Below are 20,426 nucleotides of genomic sequence, written 5' to 3'. Positions count from 1 at the left end.
CTCTTCCCGACCCCATCATGACGCGAATCCGTGAACACGGCATCCGCGTGGTGGGAGACGTGCATGGTGATTTCAACGCTTTCCGTCATGCCACCGCAACCGACCGCTTTGTCATCCAGCTCGGAGACCTCGTCGATCATGGCCCCGACAGCGCCGGCGTGATGGAGTTGATGCTCGAACTTCTGGAGCAGCAGCGCGGTCTGTTCATTCTCGGCAACCATGACCGCAAGCTGGGCCGTGCCCTCGAAGGCAGGCGCCTGAGGCGCGATCCACCGCTTGAGGAAACGCTGCGCCAGATTTCGCTGCCGGAATATGAGGGGCTTCCCGAACGCGCCTACAGGGCCATCGATCAGGCGCCGACATGGCTGCGGATCGGCCGCTCCCTGTTTGTGCATGGCGGATTTCATACGGCCATGCTCTCCCATTCCCCGGTGCCGGGTCTGGGCGAGATGTCCGCGCCGCTGTCCCGCGCCCTTTTTGGTGAAACCACCGGCCGCATGCAGCCGGATGGCTATCCCGAACGCCGCCTGACCTGGATCAACCGCATCCCCGAAGGGATGACGGTCTATGTCGGCCATGACCGCCGCTCGACCGACGGACGCCCCTGGCGCCGGACGGGACGTCTGGGGGGCACGGCCGTCTTTACCGATCTTGGTGCCGGAAAAGGCGGCCATCTTGCATGGATCGATTTGAATGAGCCCTGAGCCCTCCAACATGCCTCACACCTCCAAGCCGGCTGGCTCCGACCCTGCCCTGGCCGAACTCGAACGCCTGCGCGCGAGTATCGACAACATCGATGCCGCCCTGATCCACATGCTGGCGGAACGCTTCCGCTGCACGCAGGAAGTCGGAAAGCTCAAGGCCCGCGCCCATCTCCCGCCGGCTGACCCTTCCCGTGAGACACGCCAGATCGAACGCCTGCGCCAGCTTGCCCGCGATGCCCATCTGGATCCGGATTTCGCCGAGAAGTTCCTTGCCTTCGTCATCCGTGAGGTCATCCGCCATCACGAAGCCATCGCCGCAGACGCCCGCCGGGCATCGGAAGGCTGATGCGCCGCCTCCTGCTTCTGCGCCACGCCGAGGCCGTCCCCCATGTCCTGACGGAGAAGGGTGACCGCGCCCGTGCGCTTACACCGAAGGGACAGGAGCAGGCCGCCAGCATCGGCAGACAGCTTGCCACGCTGGACCTGCCTTCCCCCATCCGGATCCTGTACAGCCCTGCCATCCGCACCCGGCAGACCGCGCAGGGCGTGCTTGCCGCTTCTGACACAGCCGCATCGCTTGAAATCGAAGACAGCCTGTATGCCGCTACGGCTGACGATCTTTACGGCCTTATTCACGCCACGCCGGAAACCGTTGAGACCCTGCTGATCGTCGGCCATAACCCGACCATCGGCGACTTTGCCCGCGATCTTCTCGGCCCTGCCCTTCAGAGCGCCCGGTTTTCCACGCTCTACCGGTCTTATCCGCTGGCTGGCCTGACGGTTCTGGGCGTTCCGGGGCAATGGCTGGACGTCCGACCGTCCACGATCCAGCCCATTACGCTCCTCCAGCCCTGAAAGAGCGTCCAGAGGGCTTCTCTGGACATAAAAAACCTTTCAGAGATAAAATAGAACAACATCCTTACATTCCAGGCGGGTTATCAACTGCATGTCCGAAAACCGTTCCGCAACCTTTGGTCTCGATGGCCTCAGCCGTCAGTTTCCAGTTCTGGAAGGGACGATCGGTCCGGACGTCGTGGACATGCGCGCCCTGTCCCAGAAAACGGGCGTCTTCTCCTTCGATCCGGGGCTGGGCAGCACCGCGACCTGTACCAGCGCCATCAGCTATATTGACGGCGACAAGGGCGTCCTGCTGCATCGTGGCTATCCGATCGAAGACCTGGCCCTCAACGCCAGCTTCACCGAGACGGCCTATCTGCTGCTTTATGGCGAACTGCCAACCGCCGAGCAGTATCAGGCATTCCGCACGGACATGAACACCCACCGGCTGCTGAACGAGCAGATCCGGAACTTCTTCAACGGCTTCCGCCGCGATGCGCATCCCATGGCGATCCTGTGCGGAACGGTCGGCGCGCTTTCGGCCTTCTATCATGACGGGCTGGACATTTCAGAGCCAAAAGCCCGCGATCTCTCGGCCCGCCGGCTGATCGCCAAGGTCCCGACCATCGCAGCCTGGGCCTATAAATATTCCATCGGCGAGCCCTTCATCTATCCCGATGAAGAAATGTCGTTCTCCGAGAACTTCCTGCACATGCTGTTCGCCCGCCCGGGCAATCACTACCGGGTCAATCCCGTGCTGGCCCGCGCGATGGATCGCATCCTGCTGCTGCATGCCGATCACGAGCAGAACGCCTCCACGACGACTGTCCGCCTCGTGGGCTCGACCGGTGCGAACCCCTATGCCTGCATCGCGGCTGGCATTGCCGCCCTGTGGGGGCCTGCGCATGGTGGCGCCAACGAGGCCGCGCTCGGCATGCTGGAAACCATCGGCACCCGCGACGGCATCCCCGCCTTCCTCAACGAGGTCAAAAACCGCAATTCCGGCGTACGCCTGATGGGCTTTGGCCATCGCGTCTACAAGAACTTCGATCCGCGCGCGAAGATCCTTCAGGCGACCTGCCACGAAGTCATCGAGGAACTCGGGCTCAAGCGCGATCCGCTTCTGGATCTGGCGATGGAGCTGGAGCGCGTGGCGACCGAAGACGATTATTTCGTCAGCCGCCGTCTCTATCCGAATGTGGATTTCTATTCCGGACTGATCCTCAAGGCGCTCGGGATTCCCAAGAGCATGTTCACAGTGCTGTTCGCCGTTGCGCGGACAGTCGGCTGGGTCAGTCAGTGGAAGGAAATGATCGAGGAACCGTCCGTGCGCATCAGCCGTCCAAGACAGCTTTATATCGGTGCGGCGGAACGGAGTTTCGTCCCCATGAGCGAGAGGCGCTGAAGCGCCTCCGCGGCGTTCAGCAGTCGCATCCCGGAGTCTGGCCGCGGGCCTGACGGACAACGTGATGGTCGATCCATTCGGCCACGAGGCGGCGTGCTTCCTTCACGGAAGATTCGGGATGGTGGATGCGATACAGCGTCGTGCAGGCCGCGAAGGCCTGCATGTCCGGCTGGCCGACTTCACGCAGTTCCTGATAGGCCGTCACAACAGCGCGTTCGCATTTCCGGCCGATCCGACTGGTCTCTATGCTCACTTCTGTTCCTGCCGTAAATGAGAATGAATATCGATATCTCTCCCTAGAACTCCGGACGCTCCCATGCAAGCACGAAGATCGATGGGACCGGTAACACTGACAGGCAGCAGATAAAGTTCACACAGCCCGGAAGCGGAACATATTGCCCCTACCCTTCCCGGCAACAGCCCGGTAAACCACGAGAAAACGACGTCAGCGGAGACAAGCATGACCCAGTTCGCCGAAAGCCCGATGGCGGGCCGCACCCAGTGGGACCGTGACGCGGCCCTCACCACGGCCCGTATCCTGCTTGAGATCAAGGCCATCAACTTCCGTCCGGAAGAGCCCTACACCCTGACGTCCGGCTGGAAGTCCCCGGTCTATATCGACTGCCGCAAGATCATTTTCTTCCCGCGCGCCCGCACCAAGATCATGGAACTGGCCGTCGAGAAGATCGGCCGTCATATCGGCTATGAAAGCATCGACGCCGTCGTGGGTGGCGAGACTGCCGGCATTCCGTTCGCTGCCTGGATTGCGGACCGGATGATGACGCCGATGGCCTATGTCCGCAAAAAGCCGAAGGGCTTTGGCCGCAACGCGCAGATCGAAGGCGATGTGCCCGAAGGCATGCGCACCCTGCTGGTCGAAGACCTGACGACGGACGGCGCGTCCAAGATCCGATTCGCCAATGCCCTGCGCGATGCCGGCGCCATCGTGAACCACACCTTCGTTGTGTTCTTCTATGGCGTGTTCCCGGGCGCTCATAAGACCCTGGCCGACATGGACATCTCGCTGCATTCGCTCTGCACCTGGTGGGACGTTCTGGAAGCATGCGCAGGCGGTGACTACTTCTCCGAAAAGGACAGCGCCGAAGTCCGCCGCTTCCTGGAAGATCCGTGCGGCTGGTCCAAGAAGCATGGCGGCGTGAGCAGCGCGGAAGAAGCGCTGGCTCTCAAGGCCAAAGCCGAAGCCTGATGGACACTGGCGCCTCCGTGCCAGCCGACCGGAGTCTGGTTTTTGACTCCGGCATTGGCGGGATGGGTGTCGTGCAGGCCCTGCGCGACCTCCTCCCCGCCCTGCATATCGACTATCTCGCCGATACGGCGCTGTTCCCGTATGGCGAACAGCCTGACGATCTGCTGACCTCCCGGATCGTCAGTCTTCTGGTTGCCGCCTGCGAGCGCCTCCAGCCCGACGTTCTGGTTATTGCCTGCAATACCGCCAGCACGATTGCCCTGCCTGCCCTGCGGCAGCGCCTGAACATTCCCGTAGTCGGCTGCGTACCACCGATCCGCTGGGCCGGGCGTGTTTCCGAGAGCCGGGTCATCGGTCTGCTATCGACGTCGGCCACGGCGCGACGCCCTTACATCCTCCAGCTTCATCGCGATTTTGCGCCCGACTGCCGTCTGATCACCCATGGTGCACGCCGACTGGCGGATCTGGCAGAGCGCGCCTTTCTGGGTGAGGTCACCGCAGATTCAGACGTACAATACGAACTGACCTGCCTCTTCAGTCAGCCCCATGGCAGCGAAATCGACACCGTGGGCTTGGGCTGCACGCATTACACATTCCTGATGGATGCTTTCGAACGCCTGTCTCCTCCCGGCATCACCTGGCTGGACCCCGCCCCCGCCGTCGCACGGCAGGTCCGGACTGTCCTTCAGGACGCACCCTGCTCCTCAGCACCATCCCGCCCCGGCAGGCTTCTGATGACCTGCGCACCACAGGACACCGCAAGACTGGAAGCTGCAGCGCAAAGACTCGGTTTTTCGCAATGGGATGTGTTCGCAGCTCCCGCACCAAGCATGGCGGAAGCCTGAAAGAAAACGCCCTGTCCATTCAGGAACAGGGCGTTTCAGAGCGCCTCAGCGGGCGCGATCAACGGTATACTGGACCGTCTCCGTCATAAGACGACGCAGTTCACTGTCCGGGAAAATCGACAGCGCATCCACAGCCTCGGCGGCATAGGCCTGCGCGCGGGCGATCGTCGTTGCAATGGCGCCGGTCTTCTCGATCAGGGCCAGAGCGTGGGGCAGATCGGCTTCCGTCTGCTCACCCTTCTCGATCACACGCTCCCAGAATGCCCGGTCTTCCGCAGATCCGGCTTCATAGGCGGCCAGAACCGGCAGCGTGATCTTGCCTTCGCGCATGTCGTCACCGACCGTCTTGCCGAGGATCTGCTGGTCGGCTGCGTAATCCAGAGCATCATCGACAAGCTGGAACGCCATGCCCAGATTGGTCCCGAAACGGTCCAATGCCAGCTCTTCCACTTCCGGACGATCCGCGACCACTGCGCCCACGCGACAGGCCGCCGCGAACAGAGCCGCCGTCTTGCCATGGATGACTTCAAGATAGCGATCGACCGGTGTGGACAGGTCGTTCTGCGTCACCATCTGCAGGACTTCGCCTTCGGCAATGGTCGCCGAAGCATCAGACAGAATTGCCATGACCTTGAGCGAGCCGTCCGCCGTCATCAGCTGGAACGACCGCGCAAACAGGAAGTCGCCCACCAGGACGGAGGCCTTGTTGCCGAACACGGCATTGGCCGAGGCCAGACCCCGACGCAGGTTGCTCTCATCGACCACATCATCGTGAAGCAGCGTGGCGGTATGGATGAACTCCACACAGGCGGCGAGGCCGACATGGCGCTGGTTTTCCGGTGTCGACTGGTAGCCGCACAGACGGGAGGAGGCGAGTGTCAGCAGGGGTCGCAGACGCTTGCCGCCAGCCGCGACAAGATGGGCGCCAAGCTGCGGAATGAGCGGGACCGGGCTCTCCATCCGCGCGATGATGGCGCGGTTGCAAGCCTGCATATCCTGTTCCAGGTAGGCGGACAGAGCGGAAAGGGCGCTCTCGCCCCCTGCATCCCTGACCACAGCTTTCTCAACGGTCGCAGAAACGTCCGGTGCGGCAGAATCCAAGGGTGATTACTCCAGTTCCCGCAACGGACCCGGAGACTGGCCCAGGACCGCACGGGCACGATATGATGTGGCGTAGCCCCGTTCTTTCTCTCCTGTCGCGGGAAGAACGAACGGACCATGTAACGCCGGACGACAGGTTGGGAAGACCATATGAGCGGCAGCAGGAAGACGGTCAACCCATTCCCCCCCCCGAAGTCCCTTACCGGGACCCCATCTGCCCCTCCTGCCCCCGCCCGGGAAGAGGGTTTCCTGCTGGGCGGGCGTGTGCGCTACGACCAGTTCGCCAAAGGCTACAGGACCGGCCTTGAGCCTGTCCTCATGGCGGCCTCGATCCCCGCAAGACCTGGCGAAACGGTACTGGAGGGAGGATGCGGCGCAGGGGCTGCCCTGCTTTGCCTCTCGGCCCGTATTCCGGGTGTGCATGGAGTCGGTCTGGAATCTGATCCCGAGACACAGGCACTGGCCGAACAGAATATCCGCAACAACCTGCTTTCGGACGGCATCCCGAAGCTCCGGATCCTTCAGGCCCATCTGCCGGCTATCCCCAGGAGTCTGCGTGTCCTCACCCCCACGGCGAACGGCCGCTTCCATCACATCATGGCTAATCCGCCATGGCACAGCCCTTCCGGGACACCATCGCCCGACAGCCGGCGCCGTCTGGCCCTGAGCGCAGAAACGACCGCGCCGGAAGAGTGGATCCGTGCCCTGACGAAATGGGTGCTTCCGGGTGGAACACTGACCTTTGTCCTGTCCACCGCCGTCGCGGACCGGGCCTGTCAGACATTGCTGGAAAATGGATGTGGTTCGATCCAGTTCTATCCCTTCTGGCCACGAGCAGGCCGGGAAGCGAAACTGGTTCTGGTCCGCGCAGTCCATGGTGGCCGCGGGATTTTCCGACTGCGGGCCGGGCTGGTCCTGCACGAGGCAGACGGCCGCTTCACTGCCGCGGCCGAGCGCGTTCTGCGTGACGGAGAAGCCCTGCCCGAAGGCTAGGGCTTCTCCGCACGAAGGGTCTTAGCTGAAGACGTTGCCTTCGAACGCTTCTTCCCAGGTTCCGGACGTGGACGCGCGGGAGTATTCGGTCGAGCGGTTCTCGAAGAAATTTGCGTGCTCGACCGCATTCAGCATGTCGTCGATCCACGGCAGCGGATTGCTTTCCTGCCCATAAACCGGATCCAGGCCCAACTGCGTCAGACGACGGTCGGCAATGAAGCGAATGTACTTCTTCACGTCCTCGGAGGACATGCCCTCGACCGGTCCCATCTCGAAGCACAGATCGATGAACGCATCTTCATGCTCGACCGTGGTGCGGCAGATCTGCGTCAGTTCCTCGCGGAAATCCGGCGTCCAGATTTCGCTGTTTTCGCGGACGAAGGTGCGGAACAGGCGGATCATGGACAGGCAGTGCAGCGTCTCGTCGCGCACCGACCAGGACACGATCTGCCCCATGCCCTTGAGCTTGTTGAAGCGCGGGAAGTTCAGCAGGATCGCGAAGGATGCGAACAGCTGAAGCCCCTCCATGAATGCCCCGAAGGCCGCCATGGTCTTGGCGATTTCACGCTTGTTGTCGATGTTGAACGACTGCATGAAATCGTATTTGTCCTTCATCTCCTTGTATTTCAGGAAGGCCGAATACTCGGTCTCGGGCATCCCGATGGTATCAAGAAGATGGGAATACGCAGCGATGTGAATCGTCTCGATATTCGAGAACGCGGACAGCATCATCAGCACTTCGGTCGGTTTGAAGACCTGGCTGTAATACTTCATGTACGCGGAGTTCACTTCCACGTCCGACTGCGTGAAGAAGCGGAAGATCTGCGTCACGAGATGACGCTCGGCTTCCGTCAGCGTGCGGTGCCAGTCCTTCACGTCATCCGCCAGCGGGACTTCCTCAGGCAGCCAGTGGACGCGCTGCTGGGTCAGCCAGGCGTCATAGGCCCAGGGGTAGCGGAAGGGCTTGTAGACCGGGTTGGCGGTCATCAGGTCGAAATGCTGCTCGCCCTGATGATCGGTTGTCGGGGTCGTGTCGCTCATGATCGCGTCCTTTCACATCCCGCCATTACTGGCAGGACAGGCACTCTTCGTAATCGCCGCTGCTCATCTCGCCGCGCGGGGCAGCCTGAGCCGTGGCTTCGTATTTTTCGTCTTCCAGAATGTCGCTCTTCACCGCGAGGTTGGACACGGCATCCGCGCGCTGCACGGACAGGGAGCGGCAGTAGTACAGGGACTTCAGGCCCTTCTTCCACGCCTGGAAATGGATCTGATGCAGGTCGCGCTTGTGAACGTCGGCCGGCAGGAACAGGTTCACCGACTGCGCCTGACAAATGAACGGCGCACGATCAGCGGCATGTTCCACAACCCAGCGCTGATCGAGTTCGAACGCCGTCTTGAACACGTCCTTCTCATCCTGCGTCAGGAAGTCGAGGTTCTGCACGGAGCCCTTGTTCAGCGTGATCGCCGACCAGACTTCATCCGTATCGTAGCCGCGCTCTTCCAGAATTTTCTTCAGGTGGCGATTGCGCACCGAGAAGGAACCCGAGAGCGTCTTCTGCAGGAACACATTCGCGCTGATGGGCTCAATGCCCGGGCTGGCATTGCCCGTGATGATGGAAATCGAGGCCGTCGGCGCAATAGCGAGCTTGTGTGAGAAACGCTCCATGAAGCCGTATTCGGCAGCATCGGGGCACGGACCGCGCACTTCCGCCAGATGCTTCGATGCCGCATCGGCCTGCTTGCGGATGTGTTCGAAAATCTTCCGGTTCCAGACCTTCGCCATCACGGACTCGAACGGAATCATCCGGGCCTGCAGGAAGGAATGGAATCCCATCACGCCCAGACCAACCGAACGCTCACGCGCAGCGGCGTATTTCGCCCGCGCCATGTCGTCCGGTGCGCGGTCGATGAAGTCCTGCAGCACGTTGTCGAGGAACAGCATCACGTCCTCGATGAACTGCGGATCATCCTTCCACTCGTCCCAGGTCTCGAGATTGAGCGAGGACAGGCAGCAGACGGCCGTACGGTTCTTGCCATGATGGTCGATACCGGTCGGCAGCGTGATCTCGGCGCAGAGATTGGAGGTCTTCACTTCCAGCCCGGCCAGCTTGTGATGCTCCGGACGGGCGCGGTTCACATGATCGGAATAGATGATGTAAGGCTCGCCCTGCTCCATCCGTGCCGTCAGGATCCGGATCCACAGACCACGCGCCGAAACCTTGCGGATCGTGCTGTGATCCTTCGGCGACAGCAGCGCCCATTCCTCGTCATTCTCAACCGCCCGCATGAACGCATCCGTCACGAGCACGCCGTGATGCAGGTTCAGTGCCTTGCGGTTCGGATCACCACCCGTCGGGCGGCGCATCTCGACGAATTCTTCCACTTCCGGATGCCAGACCGGCAGATACACCGCAGCCGATCCACGGCGAAGGGAGCCCTGCGAAATCGCCAGCGTCAGGCTGTCCATAACGCGGATGAACGGAATGACGCCGGACGTCTTGCCATTACGGCCGATATTCTCGCCGATGGAGCGCAGATTACCCCAGTAGGACCCGATGCCACCGCCCTTGGACGCAAGCCACACGTTCTCGTTCCACAGCCCCACGATTCCCGAAAGGCTGTCCTCAGCCTCGTTCAGGAAGCAGGAAATCGGCAGACCACGCTCGGTGCCACCATTGGACAGAACGGGCGTGGCCGGCATGAACCAGTGGCGGGAAATGTAGTCATAGATCCGCTGTGCATGTCCCGCATCCGCGCCGTAATAGGAGGCCACACGCGCAAAAAGCGCCTGATAGTCCTCGCCCGGAAGCAGATAGCGGTTGTTCAGCGTCGCCTTGCCGAAATCCGTCAGCAGGGAGTCGCGCGAACGGTCCACTCGCACGGCATGATGGCCAGGAAGCTGCACGACATCGTCGAACATGCCCGCGGAATCGGCATCACCCGGAAGCGGCGCTTCACCGATGGGATGATCGAGAGGCGGACGTACATCATGGGCGCGGTGGGCCTTGTCGGACACGTCCATCGTCACGTCATGAAGGGTCATCGCTCTCTCCGCCGGGCATCTATTTTTGAATTCTTGAGCTCTCATTTCCATCACTCCGAACCCGACCGCAAGCACGAAGTTCGCTTGCAAAATCGGAAGAGGTGTGAATTTGGCCTCTCCTATATCTAGGGAAGGATTTCGTGAATGCCCCTAGATATAGTACCAATCGCAGAAAACCGCCCCTATCAGACTGTTATCCCACGAGTTTTCCCAAGGCACTTTTTCCACTGTGTGATGGCGGTCACAGGATCGGGAAATTTCGTGAACACCGACGCGGGAAACGATCCATGACATGTCACGTTTAAACGGGCGAGCCCACAACATGGAAGAGCCCATCATGACCATCAAGAAGACAGCCTCAGCCCACTGGACCGGCGGCCTCAAGGACGGAAAAGGCACGATTTCCACGCAGAGCGGCGCCCTGCAGAATCAGCCCTATGGCTTCAACACCCGTTTCGAAGACAAGCCCGGCACGAACCCCGAAGAGCTGCTCGGCGCGGCCCATGCCGGCTGTTTCACCATGGCGTTATCCATGATGCTCGAGCAGGCGGGCTTCAAGGCCGAATCCCTGGAGACGAAAGCCACAGTGTCTCTGGACAAGTCCGGCGAAGGTTTTGCCATCACGCAGTCTCACCTGACCCTGCGCGGCAAGGTTCCCGGCGCATCGGAAGCGCAGTTTCTGGAAATTGCCAACAAAGCCAAGGAAGGCTGCCCGCTGTCGCAGGTCATCAAGGCCAAGATCACCCTGGACGCCACATTCGAAAGCTGAGGCGCCCGGCACCTATGGCTGGGGCCTAGCGCCCCCAGCCACACTGCGCATGATCGCGCAGCAGGTGATCGGCCAGCACACAGGCCATCATCGCTTCAGCGACCGGCACGGCCCGGATACCAATGCAGGGATCGTGCCGCCCCTTCGTCATCACTTCGACAGACTCGCCATCGCGCGTGATGCTCGGAACAGGCGTAAGGATCGAACTGGTCGGCTTGATTGCAAAACGGGCCACAATGGGCTGTCCCGTCGAGATACCGCCCAGAATGCCGCCGGCATGATTGGATGCGAACTGCGGCCCCGGTGCGATCGGATCAGCATTCTGCTCACCGCGCAAAGCAGCCACAGCAAAACCGTCTCCGATTTCGACGCCCTTCACGCCATTGATGCCCATCATGGCCCCGGCCAGATCGGCATCAAGCTTGCCATAGACCGGCGCACCGAGTCCGGCAGGCAGACCTTCCGCCACCACTTCGACGGTCGCCCCAATTGATGATCCATCCTTGCGAATGGAGTCGAGCAACGCTTCCCATGGCCCCACGGATTCCGCATCCGGACACCACAGCGGATTGCGCTCGACCTCGTCCCAGTCCCAGCGGGACGGATCGATGGTCTGGCCGCCGATTCCCGTCAGGGCGGCACGGATTTTCACGCCCTCACCCACCAGCGTTCTGAGCAGCACACGCGCCACGGCACCCGCCGCAACCCGCATGGCCGTCTCGCGCGCCGAAGAACGTCCGCCCCCACGATAGTCGCGGATGCCGTATTTCATGTCGTAGGCAATGTCGGCATGACCGGGGCGATAGCGGGTTGCGATATCGCCGTAATCCTTCGACCGCTGATCGGTATTCTCGATCATCAGCGAAATGGGCGTGCCGGTCGTCTGCCCTTCAAACACGCCTGAGAGGATCCGGACCTGATCCGGCTCCCGCCGCTGCGTGGTAAAGCGGGACTGCCCCGGCCGACGACGGTCGAGCCAAGGCTGGATGTCCTCTTCGGACAGCTTCAGGCGGGGTGGGCAGCCATCGATGACGCAGCCGATGGCCGGTCCGTGACTCTCACCCCAGGTGGTGACGCGAAAGAGCTTCCCGAAGCTGTTGTCCGACATGTCAGTTCCCAGAACCGACCGCTGCGATGTCCGGAGCGTCCGGGTTCTTCATGCCGACCGTGTGGTAGCCGCAATCCACGTGATGGATCTCGCCCGTCACACCGCTGGACAGGTCGGAGAGCAGATACATGCCCGAACCGCCAACATCCTTGAGGGTCACGTTACGCTCCATCGGCGCATTAAGCTGGTTCCAGCGCAGGATGTAGCGGAAATCGCTGATCCCGTTGGCAGCCAGCGTCATGATCGGACCAGCAGAGATGCCGTTCACGCGGATATCGTCACGGCCCAGATCGGCAGCCATGTAACGCACGGAGGCTTCCAGAGCCGCCTTGGCCACACCCATCACATTGTAATGTGGCATGACGCGCTCGGCGCCGAGATAGGTCATGCTCAGGAATGCCCCGCCCGGATTCATCATTGCGGATGCACGGCGTGCAACAGCCACGAAGGAATAACAGGAGATGTCCATGGCCTGCAGGAAGGCATCGCGCGGCGTGTCGATATAGCGGCCACGGAGATACTGCTTGTCGGCGAAAGCGATGGCATGGAGCACGAAGTCGATCTTGCCCCAGACCTTCTCGATCTCGTCGAACGTGGTGTTGATGGCATCGTCATTGCTGACATCACAGGGAATGACGAGTTCAGACCCGACGCTCTCTGCCAGCGGACGGACGCGCTTGCCCAGCGCCTCGCCCTGATAGGTGAAAGCAAGTTCTGCGCCCTGTGCCGCACAGGCACTGGCAATGGCCCAGGCAATGGAGTGCTTGTTGGCAACACCCATGATCACACCGCGCTTGCCCTTCATGAGCGTGCCGGTCACTGGAGCCGGGATGTTGTCTTCCGTTTCAGACATGGTGATTTCCTGAATCGCGTTGGCGTATTGAGGGCCGTGGTTGCACAAGCGCCCGTGACAGACAAGACTTTGCGACGATTGCGCCGTTTTTTGCCCTCTGACAGGGCATTAAGGCATCACTCCGGCGCTGAGGAATTTCCGCCCATGTGTTCGAAATCCGCCCGCGCCACCATGGACCCGTTCGATTTTTCCGAACGCCATTCCATCCTGATCCGCGCCCGGCCCGGGACCATTCTGAACTCCGTACGCTGCTACCATCTGGGGGATGATCCGCTTCTCCGCCCCGCCTTTTACCTGCGTGGAGTGCCGGCCCGCCTGCTGCATGCCCCCTCTCCGCCACCTCTGGAGCTTCAGGACTTCACGCTCCTTTCCCAGACCAATCGCAGTCTGGTCTACGGGCTGAAAGGGGCCTTCTGGCGGACGGATTACGGCCTGCGCCGTTTTGACACACCCATGGAGTTTCTCGGTGACAGGGATGCGTCCGCTGCAACCCTGATCCTGTCCTTCATGACAGTGCCAGCCACGCGGGAACGGACGCGCCTTGTTACGCAGACACATGTCCTGTGCCCCACTTCCCATGTCCGGCGGTGCTTCCTGCCCTACTGGCTCGTGATCCGCCCCGTCAGTGGCCTGCTGCGACGACGCATGCTGTCCCAGATCAAGGCGCGGTGTGAGCGGAGCGCGTAAACTTGTGCCCATAGCGGGCCGGATGGCTGGAACGTGCCATCCGCGTTATGATCCTCACACTGGCGAACCGGTCTGCGTTGCTCCTACTGCGCCATGCCTGTTCCGCCAATCCAGTTCCAAGGAGAGTCCCATGTCCGACATCCCCCTGATTGACCTGAAGGCCGATCCCTTCGCCCTGTTTGCGGCCTGGATGTCGGATGCCGAGAAATCCGAGCCGAACGATCCCAACGCCATGGCCGTGGCCACCGCAACCCCTGACGGGCGACCTTCCGTCCGGATGCTCCTGCTCAAGGGCGTGGATGAGCGCGGCTTCGTTTTCTATACCAATCTGGAAAGCCGCAAGGGACGCGAACTGCTGGCCAACCCGCATGTCGCCCTGCTGTTCCACTGGAAATCCCTTCGCCGCCAGATCCGGATCGAAGGCCCGGTCGAAGCCGTCAGCGCCGCCGAAGCCGATGCGTATTTCGCAAGCCGCTCGCGCATGTCCCGCCTTGGCGCCATCGCCTCCGACCAGTCACGCCCGCTGGATGACCGCAGCACCTTCGAGGAACGCCTGAAGGCCGTGGACGAGAAATACGGCGACGGTCCGATCCCCCGCCCCGCCAACTGGTCGGGCTTCCGCGTTCTGCCCGAAGCCATCGAATTCTGGCAGGATCGCCCCTACCGCCTGCATGACAGAGCCGTGTGGACCCGTGACGGAAACGGATGGAACGTCACGCGACTTTATCCGTAAATACATCATAACGACGTTCTGCAGATTTTGGCCGGGGAGCCCTGACCCATGCTTATCGACATCAAGAATATCCTTCTCCCCCTGAACGGCTCCGGTGACCTCGAAGCCGTCATGTCGGTCGCGCTGGATTTCGCGCGCCGTTTCGATGCCCATCTGTCCGCTGTCGTGGTCGGCTCGGACCCGTCCGAAGTCGCAACGCTGGCCGGGGAAGGCATCTCGGCCGGCATGGTCAATGAAATGATCGACACGGCCACGACCGAGGCCCAGCGCCGCGCGATCGCGATCCGCAAGGCCTTTGACGCCTTCATTCACGAGCATGGCATCCGCCGCGTCGAGCCTTCGAAGATCGGCTCCTCCGCGGGCGATGGCGTCAGCGCCAGCCTTGATGTCCTCAACGGGACCGAGCACGATTCCCTGACATGGCGCTCGCGTCTGGCCGACATGACGCTGGTCCCGAACCTCGCCAAGGACGGCGACCCACGCGCTTCCGAAACGCTGCATGCCATCCTGTTCGACAGCGGACGCCCGCTCGTGATCGCTCCGCCCGCCCCGCCGAAGACGGTCGGCAAGCGCATCGCCATCGCCTGGAACGGTACGCCCGAAGCCTCACTGGCCCTGCGCTGCATCCTTCCCTGGGCCCACAAGGCCGAAGCCGTGCAGGTCCTGACCTGTCAGGATTACCAGCGTCGCGGACCGGGCGCGGATGAAGTCGTGACCTATCTGCGGATGCACGGCATTTCCGCCACGGCCCGCGAGTTCGAGGCCGTCAACCGTGACATCGGCGCGGGGCTCCTGAAGGCGGCCACGGAGTTCAATGCCGACATGCTCGGCATGGGCGCCTATTCCCACTCCCGTCTGCGCCAGATGATTCTGGGCGGTGTCACCCGTCACATTCTGGAACAGGCGCAGCTCACCGTTCTCATGAGCCGCTGAAACATCTTGTTCACGCCTGCCTGCCGATCTGAAGGAACCGTCATGTCCCTGTCCCGCCTCCTCTGCGCAACCTGCCTGACCCTCGCACTGGCGGGTACCGCGCTGGTCCCCGCATCGGCCATGGACACACGCTCTCCACCACAGGCAGGCAGCTTCACCCTTCAGGAGCCGCAGGCACGGCTGAAACTGCGCCTTGTTCCGGGCACCAGGCTCGCAACCGGCTATCACAGCCCGTTCTATCAGCAGAACCCGGCAACAGGCGCCATCACCCTGCGGACGGACGGGCTTGAGCCGTCCATCCGGGGACAGACGGCCCCTGCCACCGTCCTGCGTGAAGGCACGGCCTGGTATTTCCAGCAGACCCCGGCCGACATGAACGCCAGCCTGCATATCGACACCTGGCCCAGCGACCAGCGCGTTATCATCGGCCGCATCCAGAGCCCGCACGGTGCCGTTGTGGAACTGGTCGCAGACGGTCATCGCTCGCAGGTGACCGTCACCGTCCATGATGGCAGTTCGACCCGCAACATCGTCGCCGGTACGATCTATCCGGACCGCAACGTCAGCTATGCCATCTCCTCGCGTCCCAACGGAACGCTCGTCGTTGTCGTCAACGGCAGTCGCAGCGTGCTCGCAATGCCCATGGCCGGGACCGCACCCGTCATGTGGTTCGAAGCCGTCGCCGGCCAGACCGGATGGCACATGCCCTGTCACGGCGACATGGCGCAGGTGACCTTCACGTCCCTGGAAGTCCGTCATCCGGCACCGTGAGGGCCAGGACCGTACGGGAAAGTCTGTCCAACCTTTGCCGCCTGTAACGCCGCGTGCTACCCGACACGGCATGACCCTGTTTCCGCGCCTCCTGCGCCTGTGGCTGGGAACCTGCCTGCGCTCCACGCGCTGGCAGGTCAGTGGCTCACCCCGCGCCCTCGAAACCCTGACAACCCCGGCGCAGGGTACGGTCGTCGCCTTCTGGCACCGCTCGCTGACACTCAGCCCGGCCCTGTGGTTCTGGGCGCGGACGCTGGAACCCCGCCTGGAACTGCGGGTACTGATTTCCCGCAATCCGGACGGAATGCTGATCGCCGATGTCGTCCGCCCCTGGGGCATCATCGGCATCCACGGATCTTCCAGCAAAAAGGGCAAGAACAAGGGTGGCGCGGCCGTTCTGCGCACCGCTTTGAAGGAACTTGAAAAAGGCTCGCTGGTCGGGATCACACCGGACGGCCCCCGAGGCCCGGCGGAACAGGTCCAGCCCGGAGCCGTCGCGCTCTCCCGCCTTGCGGCCTGCGCGGTCGTTCCTGTCGGGATGGCCAGCACGAGTCTGCGCCTGCCGTCATGGGACGGGCTGGCTTTCCCCCTTCCGTTCGGACGCGGCGCCCTCATCATGGGCGAGCCCCTGTTCCAGCCTGATGCCACGATCCTCCAGAACGCCCTGAACGACGTCTCGCTGCGCGCCGAGAGCGTGGTGCGGCACCGCCAGTCCAATCTGGCGGACCGTCTGTGGCGTGTGGCCGGCACCCTCATGGCCCCGGCCCTGACGATCATGCTGCGTATCCGCCTGCATCGCGGACGTGAACTCCCCGACCGCCTGCGTGAGCGCATGGGACTGGAGCGCGTGGGCCCGCGCAGGGACCACCGCCCCACGGGGCAGCTTCTGTGGATCCACGCCGCCAGCGTCGGCGAGACCCTCTGCGCCCTGCCACTGGCCGAAGCCCTGCTCGAGGCCCGGCCCGAGATGCGCATCCTTTTTACGACCGCGACCGTCACCGGCAGCGAGATCGTGGCCCGGCATCCGCTCTACGGGCAGCGGATCATCCACCGCTTCATTCCCCATGATGTGCCACGCTGGCTCAGGCGTTTCCTGAACCTCTGGCAGCCGGAAGGCGCCATATTCGTGGAAAGCGAACTCTGGCCCGGCATCATCGCCGCCTGTTCGCGCCGCGACATCCCGGTCATGCTCGTCAACGGACGCCTGTCGGACCGTTCGGCCCGTCTGTGGACCCGTCTGGGAGACCCGGCACGCCGCATGATGAAGCGCCTGTCCTGGGTGGCCGCCCGTGGCCCCGAAGACGCAGCCCGCTTCCGGGCTCTGGGGGCCCTCCCGGTTTATGAAGACGGCGACCTCAAGCAGGACGCCCCGCCACTGGCCTATGACGAGGCGGAATATGCCCGGCTGAGGGGCTTGATCGGCGACCGTCCTGTCTTTGTCGCCGCATCCACCCATCCGGGCGAGGAAGAACTTGTCCTGCAGGCCGCGGAAAAAGCCAGCAGGCTCCAGCCTGATCTGCTGACCATCATCGTCCCGCGCCACCCGGCCCGCGGGGCAGAGCTGGCAGCCCGCTTTGACCTGCCCCGACGGGCGGCAGGTCAGGATCCGACACCGCAGACACAGATCTGGCTGGCCGATACGCTGGGCGAACTGGGTCTGTTCTACCGTCTGGCGGATCGCTGTTTTCTGGGCAATTCCCTTGCTGGAAAGGGCGGTGGCCACAACCCGTTCGAGCCGCTCCGTCTGGGGGTCCCCACGGCTACGGGGCCGAAAATGGAGAACTGGCGGGAGGCAATGGCCACCGTTTCTGATACAATCCATGTCGTGAACGATGTGGAGTGTCTGACACGATGGCTCGAATCCCCTCTCCCGCCCGTCAGGACAACGGGATTGCAGCGCACCGTGGTGAGCGTCCTGCGGGACCGCATCCTGAAAACGGTTGAACGATGACGCGTCGTCCACCCCGTTTCTGGCTGCGCCCCACCCGCAGCATCGCCGCCCGTCTCCTGCGGCCGTTTTCCTTCATCGCCACAACACTCACCCGCCGTCGCCTCAGACAGCCGACCTTCCATGCCTCCGTTCCGGTCCTGTGCTGCGGCAACATCACCACGGGCGGCACCGGTAAAACCCCCCTCACCCTTGATCTCGTCCAGCGCCTCAGAGACCGGGGCCATCACCCCCATATCCTGAGCCGGGGTCATGGCGGCCGCGAGCGCGGCCCGATCGGCGTCAATCCGAGCCGCAGCACACCCCGCGACGTGGGCGACGAACCGCTCCTCCTCGCACAGAACGCGCCCACCTGGATCGGGGCCGACCGCGCCGAAACCGCCCGCCTCGCCATCTCCCACGGTGCGGACTGCCTTGTCATGGATGATGGCTTCCAGAACCCGACACTGCATCAGGACGTCTCCGTTCTTGTCGTGGATGGCGTCACCGGCTTCGGCAATGGATGCGTTCTGCCCGCCGGCCCCCTGCGCGAACCGGTGCCCGATGCCCTTGCCCGCGCCCAGGCCGTCGTCGTCATGGGGGATGACCGGCACAACCTGATCCCGACGTTCCCGCCGCATCTCCTGACCGCGCAGGCCCGACTGGTGCCGGGCCCCGAAATCCGGACCCTTCAGGGACGGCGCATTGTGGCGTTTGCAGGCATTGGCCGCCCGGAAAAATTCTTCGACATGCTCCGGGACGCAGGCGTCGCCCCCATCCGTTCGCTCCCTTTCCCCGATCATCATTTCTATACGCCCCGTGACATCCAGCGCCTCGAAGCCCTCAGCCGGGAATCGGGAACCACGCTGGTCACGACCGCCAAGGACGCCGTGAAACTCCCATTCCCATTCCGTACGCAGGTGAAGGTCATTGGCGTAGAGCTGCTCTGGGCCGACCCGAAATCCCCCGAACGTCTCCTCGATCTGCTGTTTTCCGCCTCGTGACGTCTTTCCTGTACCGTGCGGAAACCCTTCTGGTCCGTGTTCTTCTGGGCGCCATCCGCACCCTCCCGCCCGCAGCGTCTTCCAGTCTGGGCGGGTTGGTGGCCCGCACAATCGGACCGCTGCTGCCCGTCTCGAAAGTCGCAGACCGGAACCTTCAGCTTGCCCTGCCGGAATATGACGCGTCCGCGCGCCGACGCATCGTCCGCGACTGCTGGGAAAATCTGGGACGCACGGTGGGTGAGTTTCCCCATATCAGCCGCCTGAAACAGAACACGCCCTCCGGCGCGGGATGGAGCGTCGAAGGCGCGGAGCATCTTGAAGCGGCCAGAGCATCAGGCCGGCCCGTCATTTTCTTTTCGGGCCATATCGGCAACTGGGAACTCATGCCGCCTGTCGTGGCGCGCTATGGCATGCCATTTGCGTCCTTCTACCGCGCGGCCAGCAACCCCGGCGTTGACCGCCTGATCCACAGACTCCGGCAGGACGCGATGGGCCAGGACGTGCCTATGTTCCCCAAAGGCGCGAAAGGTGCGCGTGCAGCCCTGAAATACCTGTCCAAAGGCGGGAATCTGGGCGTTCTGGGTGATCAGAAAATGAATGACGGGATCGAGGCCCGGCTCTTCGGCCGCCCCGCCATGACAGCTTCCGCCGCAGCGGTGTTCGCCCTGAGACACGACGCCCTGATCGTCACCGGACATGTCCGCCGCGATGGCCCGGCCAGACTCGTTCTGGTCGTGGATGCACCCTTCATGCCGACGAAAACGGACGACCGTTCCAGGGACGTTCTCGTCCTGACGCAGGTGTTCAATGACCGTCTCGAATCATGGATCCGCGATATTCCGGGTTCCTGGCTCTGGCTGCACCGCCGCTGGGACAAATCCCTGTACCGGAATATGACAACACAGTGTTAAGCTATGCACTGAGAGCATGGCAGATTTGTCACAGTAGGGATGGTTTATGTCGCAAAACCGTCTCCAGACGTTATTAAAGATTGTGAAACGTGCCTTTCGGACCCTAGCCTGAACTCATCACCACGACCCGGGTGCCTTGCCCGGCTTTATGATGAGGACTTCCTGATGGCGCAGGTGGCTCACCTTCACGACCTCTCTCATGGCCGCAACGCGAGCAACATCGTACCTCTGCGTCAGGGCCTTCTCCCCCGTCACCGCGAGTATCTGCTGCGCTGGCTGGAAGCCGGACAGCGGATGGGCGTGTTTGATGCGGAAATCGCCCCGGCCGCCCATGACACCGTCAATGTGGATGGCACGGCTCCCGTCGATCATGTTCTTGTCTGGGTCCGCGAAAACCCCGATCCCGCCTATATGCTGCGCCCCCAGGGCATGCGCTGGGTGCTGATCGACCAGATCCGTGACCACGAACTCGGCAGCTATGCCAGCTTCGAGCTCGCCCTGCATATCATCCGCCCGGTCCTGCCGCTCGCCGAGACCTGCGCCGCCTGACCCTGCGCCCGGATTTCCTCGACCAGACATAAAAAAAGCGCGCCGT

The 20,426-nt window shown here is 62.6% G+C and carries 22 protein-coding genes; 16 read left to right on the top strand and 6 right to left on the bottom strand.

Annotated features, from left to right (window positions below; genetic code table 11):
• Positions 1-17: 17 nt before the first annotated feature.
• From GLS_RS10705 to GLS_RS10690, 4 genes are all read left to right on the top strand, one after another.
• The gene (locus GLS_RS10705) at positions 18-704 is read left to right on the top strand and encodes a metallophosphoesterase (protein ID WP_011253515.1); all 687 of its coding nucleotides are present in this window, start codon (positions 18-20) and stop codon (positions 702-704) included.
• A gap of 10 nt (positions 705-714) precedes the next feature.
• A complete protein-coding gene (locus tag GLS_RS10700) occupies positions 715-1,050 on the top strand; it encodes a chorismate mutase (protein ID WP_024716777.1) in 336 nt (111 codons plus the stop codon).
• A complete protein-coding gene (locus GLS_RS10695) occupies positions 1,050-1,559 on the top strand; it encodes a SixA phosphatase family protein (RefSeq protein WP_041112207.1) in 510 nt (169 codons plus the stop codon). Before GLS_RS10700 ends, GLS_RS10695 begins: the two co-directional genes overlap by 1 nt.
• 91 nt (positions 1,560-1,650) lie before the next feature.
• Positions 1,651-2,946, top strand: coding sequence for a citrate synthase (locus GLS_RS10690; RefSeq protein WP_041112206.1), 1,296 nt, complete (start codon positions 1,651-1,653; stop codon positions 2,944-2,946).
• Between the two features lie 16 nt (positions 2,947-2,962).
• On the opposite strand, the gene GLS_RS10685 is transcribed toward GLS_RS10690, so the two are convergent.
• Positions 2,963-3,199 (bottom strand): hypothetical protein, encoded by a 237-nt coding sequence (locus GLS_RS10685; RefSeq protein ID WP_024716776.1) that lies wholly within the window; start codon positions 3,197-3,199, stop codon positions 2,963-2,965.
• Positions 3,200-3,406: 207 nt separating this feature from the next.
• On the opposite strand from GLS_RS10685, the gene GLS_RS10680 reads away from it, so the two are divergent.
• Together GLS_RS10680 and GLS_RS10675 are read left to right on the top strand one after the other, a co-directional pair.
• A complete protein-coding gene (locus tag GLS_RS10680; protein ID WP_041112205.1) occupies positions 3,407-4,153 on the top strand; it encodes an orotate phosphoribosyltransferase in 747 nt (248 codons plus the stop codon).
• Between the two features lie 62 nt (positions 4,154-4,215).
• On the top strand, positions 4,216-4,998 hold the full coding sequence (locus tag GLS_RS10675) for a glutamate racemase (RefSeq protein ID WP_041112869.1): 783 nt from the start codon (positions 4,216-4,218) through the stop codon (positions 4,996-4,998).
• Between the two features lie 45 nt (positions 4,999-5,043).
• Here GLS_RS10675 and GLS_RS10670 read toward each other — a convergent pair whose 3' ends face one another.
• Positions 5,044-6,099 carry a polyprenyl synthetase family protein gene (locus GLS_RS10670; RefSeq protein WP_052327561.1) on the bottom strand — a complete coding sequence of 352 codons (1,056 nt, stop codon included), beginning with the start codon at positions 6,097-6,099 and terminating at the stop codon, positions 5,044-5,046.
• A 150-nt stretch (positions 6,100-6,249) separates the two neighbouring features.
• Here GLS_RS10670 and GLS_RS10665 point away from each other — a divergent pair, with 150 nt between their 5' ends.
• Entirely contained in the window at positions 6,250-7,092 is an 843-nt protein-coding gene (locus GLS_RS10665) for a tRNA1(Val) (adenine(37)-N6)-methyltransferase (RefSeq protein WP_052327560.1), read from the top strand.
• A gap of 21 nt (positions 7,093-7,113) precedes the next feature.
• Here the strand turns inward: GLS_RS10665 and GLS_RS10660 are convergent, their stop codons facing one another.
• Positions 7,114-8,133 carry a ribonucleotide-diphosphate reductase subunit beta gene (locus GLS_RS10660; protein WP_041112201.1) on the bottom strand — a complete coding sequence of 340 codons (1,020 nt, stop codon included), beginning with the start codon at positions 8,131-8,133 and terminating at the stop codon, positions 7,114-7,116.
• Positions 8,134-8,158: 25 nt separating this feature from the next.
• On the bottom strand, positions 8,159-10,012 hold the full coding sequence (locus GLS_RS10655) for a ribonucleoside-diphosphate reductase subunit alpha (protein WP_228119209.1): 1,854 nt from the start codon (positions 10,010-10,012) through the stop codon (positions 8,159-8,161).
• Positions 10,013-10,472: 460 nt separating this feature from the next.
• On the opposite strand from GLS_RS10655, the gene GLS_RS10650 reads away from it, so the two are divergent.
• Positions 10,473-10,904, top strand: coding sequence for an OsmC family protein (locus tag GLS_RS10650; protein WP_148295927.1), 432 nt, complete (start codon positions 10,473-10,475; stop codon positions 10,902-10,904).
• A gap of 25 nt (positions 10,905-10,929) precedes the next feature.
• On the opposite strand, the gene aroC is transcribed toward GLS_RS10650, so the two are convergent.
• Both aroC and fabI read right to left on the bottom strand, forming a co-directional pair.
• Positions 10,930-12,012 (bottom strand): chorismate synthase, encoded by a 1,083-nt coding sequence (gene aroC / locus GLS_RS10645; RefSeq protein WP_011253504.1) that lies wholly within the window; start codon positions 12,010-12,012, stop codon positions 10,930-10,932.
• A gap of 1 nt (position 12,013) precedes the next feature.
• Positions 12,014-12,865: an enoyl-ACP reductase FabI gene (fabI, locus tag GLS_RS10640; RefSeq protein WP_041112199.1), complete on the bottom strand. Its 852-nt coding sequence runs from the start codon at positions 12,863-12,865 to the stop codon at positions 12,014-12,016.
• A gap of 144 nt (positions 12,866-13,009) precedes the next feature.
• Here fabI and GLS_RS10635 point away from each other — a divergent pair, with 144 nt between their 5' ends.
• The 8 genes from GLS_RS10635 to GLS_RS10600 all read left to right on the top strand — a co-directional run bounded on the left by GLS_RS10635 (position 13,010) and on the right by GLS_RS10600 (position 20,380).
• Positions 13,010-13,552 carry a hypothetical protein gene (locus GLS_RS10635; RefSeq protein ID WP_226986573.1) on the top strand — a complete coding sequence of 181 codons (543 nt, stop codon included), beginning with the start codon at positions 13,010-13,012 and terminating at the stop codon, positions 13,550-13,552.
• Positions 13,553-13,682: 130 nt separating this feature from the next.
• Entirely contained in the window at positions 13,683-14,285 is a 603-nt protein-coding gene (pdxH, locus tag GLS_RS10630) for a pyridoxamine 5'-phosphate oxidase (protein ID WP_148295926.1), read from the top strand.
• Positions 14,286-14,333: 48 nt separating this feature from the next.
• Positions 14,334-15,218 carry a universal stress protein gene (locus GLS_RS10625; protein WP_041112198.1) on the top strand — a complete coding sequence of 295 codons (885 nt, stop codon included), beginning with the start codon at positions 14,334-14,336 and terminating at the stop codon, positions 15,216-15,218.
• Between the two features lie 42 nt (positions 15,219-15,260).
• Positions 15,261-15,989 (top strand): polysaccharide lyase family 7 protein, encoded by a 729-nt coding sequence (locus tag GLS_RS10620; protein ID WP_041112197.1) that lies wholly within the window; start codon positions 15,261-15,263, stop codon positions 15,987-15,989.
• Between the two features lie 70 nt (positions 15,990-16,059).
• Positions 16,060-17,940, top strand: coding sequence for a glycosyltransferase N-terminal domain-containing protein (locus GLS_RS10615; RefSeq protein WP_041112196.1), 1,881 nt, complete (start codon positions 16,060-16,062; stop codon positions 17,938-17,940).
• Entirely contained in the window at positions 17,937-18,920 is a 984-nt protein-coding gene (gene lpxK, locus GLS_RS10610; RefSeq protein ID WP_041112195.1) for a tetraacyldisaccharide 4'-kinase, read from the top strand. The genes GLS_RS10615 and lpxK overlap by 4 nt, the downstream gene beginning before the upstream one ends.
• Positions 18,917-19,831 carry a lysophospholipid acyltransferase family protein gene (locus tag GLS_RS10605; protein ID WP_041112194.1) on the top strand — a complete coding sequence of 305 codons (915 nt, stop codon included), beginning with the start codon at positions 18,917-18,919 and terminating at the stop codon, positions 19,829-19,831. Before lpxK ends, GLS_RS10605 begins: the two co-directional genes overlap by 4 nt.
• A 165-nt stretch (positions 19,832-19,996) precedes the next feature.
• On the top strand, positions 19,997-20,380 hold the full coding sequence (locus GLS_RS10600; protein ID WP_041112193.1) for a hypothetical protein: 384 nt from the start codon (positions 19,997-19,999) through the stop codon (positions 20,378-20,380).
• Positions 20,381-20,426 lie beyond the last annotated feature (46 nt).

The sequence above is a fragment of the Gluconobacter oxydans DSM 3504 genome (assembly GCF_000583855.1).
GTDB classification, from domain to species: domain Bacteria; phylum Pseudomonadota; class Alphaproteobacteria; order Acetobacterales; family Acetobacteraceae; genus Gluconobacter; species Gluconobacter oxydans.
Note: the sequence above shows the minus strand (reverse complement) of the source record. Positions and strands in the feature narration are given on the sequence as shown.

Bases quoted from the DNA above. Each gene is read 5' to 3' on its own strand.
- GLS_RS10705 (WP_011253515.1), top strand. From the start codon at position 18: ATGACGCGAATCCGTGAACACGGCATCCGCGTGGTGGGAGACGTGCAT.
- GLS_RS10625 (WP_041112198.1), top strand. From the start codon at position 14,334: ATGCTTATCGACATCAAGAATATCCTTCTCCCCCTGAACGGCTCCGGT.
- GLS_RS10660 (WP_041112201.1), bottom strand. From the start codon at position 8,133: ATGAGCGACACGACCCCGACAACCGATCATCAGGGCGAGCAGCATTTC.
- GLS_RS10675 (WP_041112869.1), top strand. From the start codon at position 4,216: ATGGGTGTCGTGCAGGCCCTGCGCGACCTCCTCCCCGCCCTGCATATC.
- GLS_RS10655 (WP_228119209.1), bottom strand. From the start codon at position 10,012: ATGTTCGACGATGTCGTGCAGCTTCCTGGCCATCATGCCGTGCGAGTG.
- GLS_RS10620 (WP_041112197.1), top strand. From the start codon at position 15,261: ATGTCCCTGTCCCGCCTCCTCTGCGCAACCTGCCTGACCCTCGCACTG.
- fabI (WP_041112199.1), bottom strand. From the start codon at position 12,865: ATGTCTGAAACGGAAGACAACATCCCGGCTCCAGTGACCGGCACGCTC.
- GLS_RS10700 (WP_024716777.1), top strand. From the start codon at position 715: ATGCCTCACACCTCCAAGCCGGCTGGCTCCGACCCTGCCCTGGCCGAA.
- lpxK (WP_041112195.1), top strand. From the start codon at position 17,937: ATGACGCGTCGTCCACCCCGTTTCTGGCTGCGCCCCACCCGCAGCATC.
- pdxH (WP_148295926.1), top strand. From the start codon at position 13,683: ATGTCCGACATCCCCCTGATTGACCTGAAGGCCGATCCCTTCGCCCTG.
- GLS_RS10600 (WP_041112193.1), top strand. From the start codon at position 19,997: ATGGCGCAGGTGGCTCACCTTCACGACCTCTCTCATGGCCGCAACGCG.
- GLS_RS10695 (WP_041112207.1), top strand. From the start codon at position 1,050: ATGCGCCGCCTCCTGCTTCTGCGCCACGCCGAGGCCGTCCCCCATGTC.
- GLS_RS10680 (WP_041112205.1), top strand. From the start codon at position 3,407: ATGACCCAGTTCGCCGAAAGCCCGATGGCGGGCCGCACCCAGTGGGAC.
- GLS_RS10690 (WP_041112206.1), top strand. From the start codon at position 1,651: ATGTCCGAAAACCGTTCCGCAACCTTTGGTCTCGATGGCCTCAGCCGT.
- GLS_RS10665 (WP_052327560.1), top strand. From the start codon at position 6,250: ATGAGCGGCAGCAGGAAGACGGTCAACCCATTCCCCCCCCCGAAGTCC.
- GLS_RS10650 (WP_148295927.1), top strand. From the start codon at position 10,473: ATGACCATCAAGAAGACAGCCTCAGCCCACTGGACCGGCGGCCTCAAG.
- aroC (WP_011253504.1), bottom strand. From the start codon at position 12,012: ATGTCGGACAACAGCTTCGGGAAGCTCTTTCGCGTCACCACCTGGGGT.
- GLS_RS10615 (WP_041112196.1), top strand. From the start codon at position 16,060: ATGACCCTGTTTCCGCGCCTCCTGCGCCTGTGGCTGGGAACCTGCCTG.
- GLS_RS10635 (WP_226986573.1), top strand. From the start codon at position 13,010: ATGTGTTCGAAATCCGCCCGCGCCACCATGGACCCGTTCGATTTTTCC.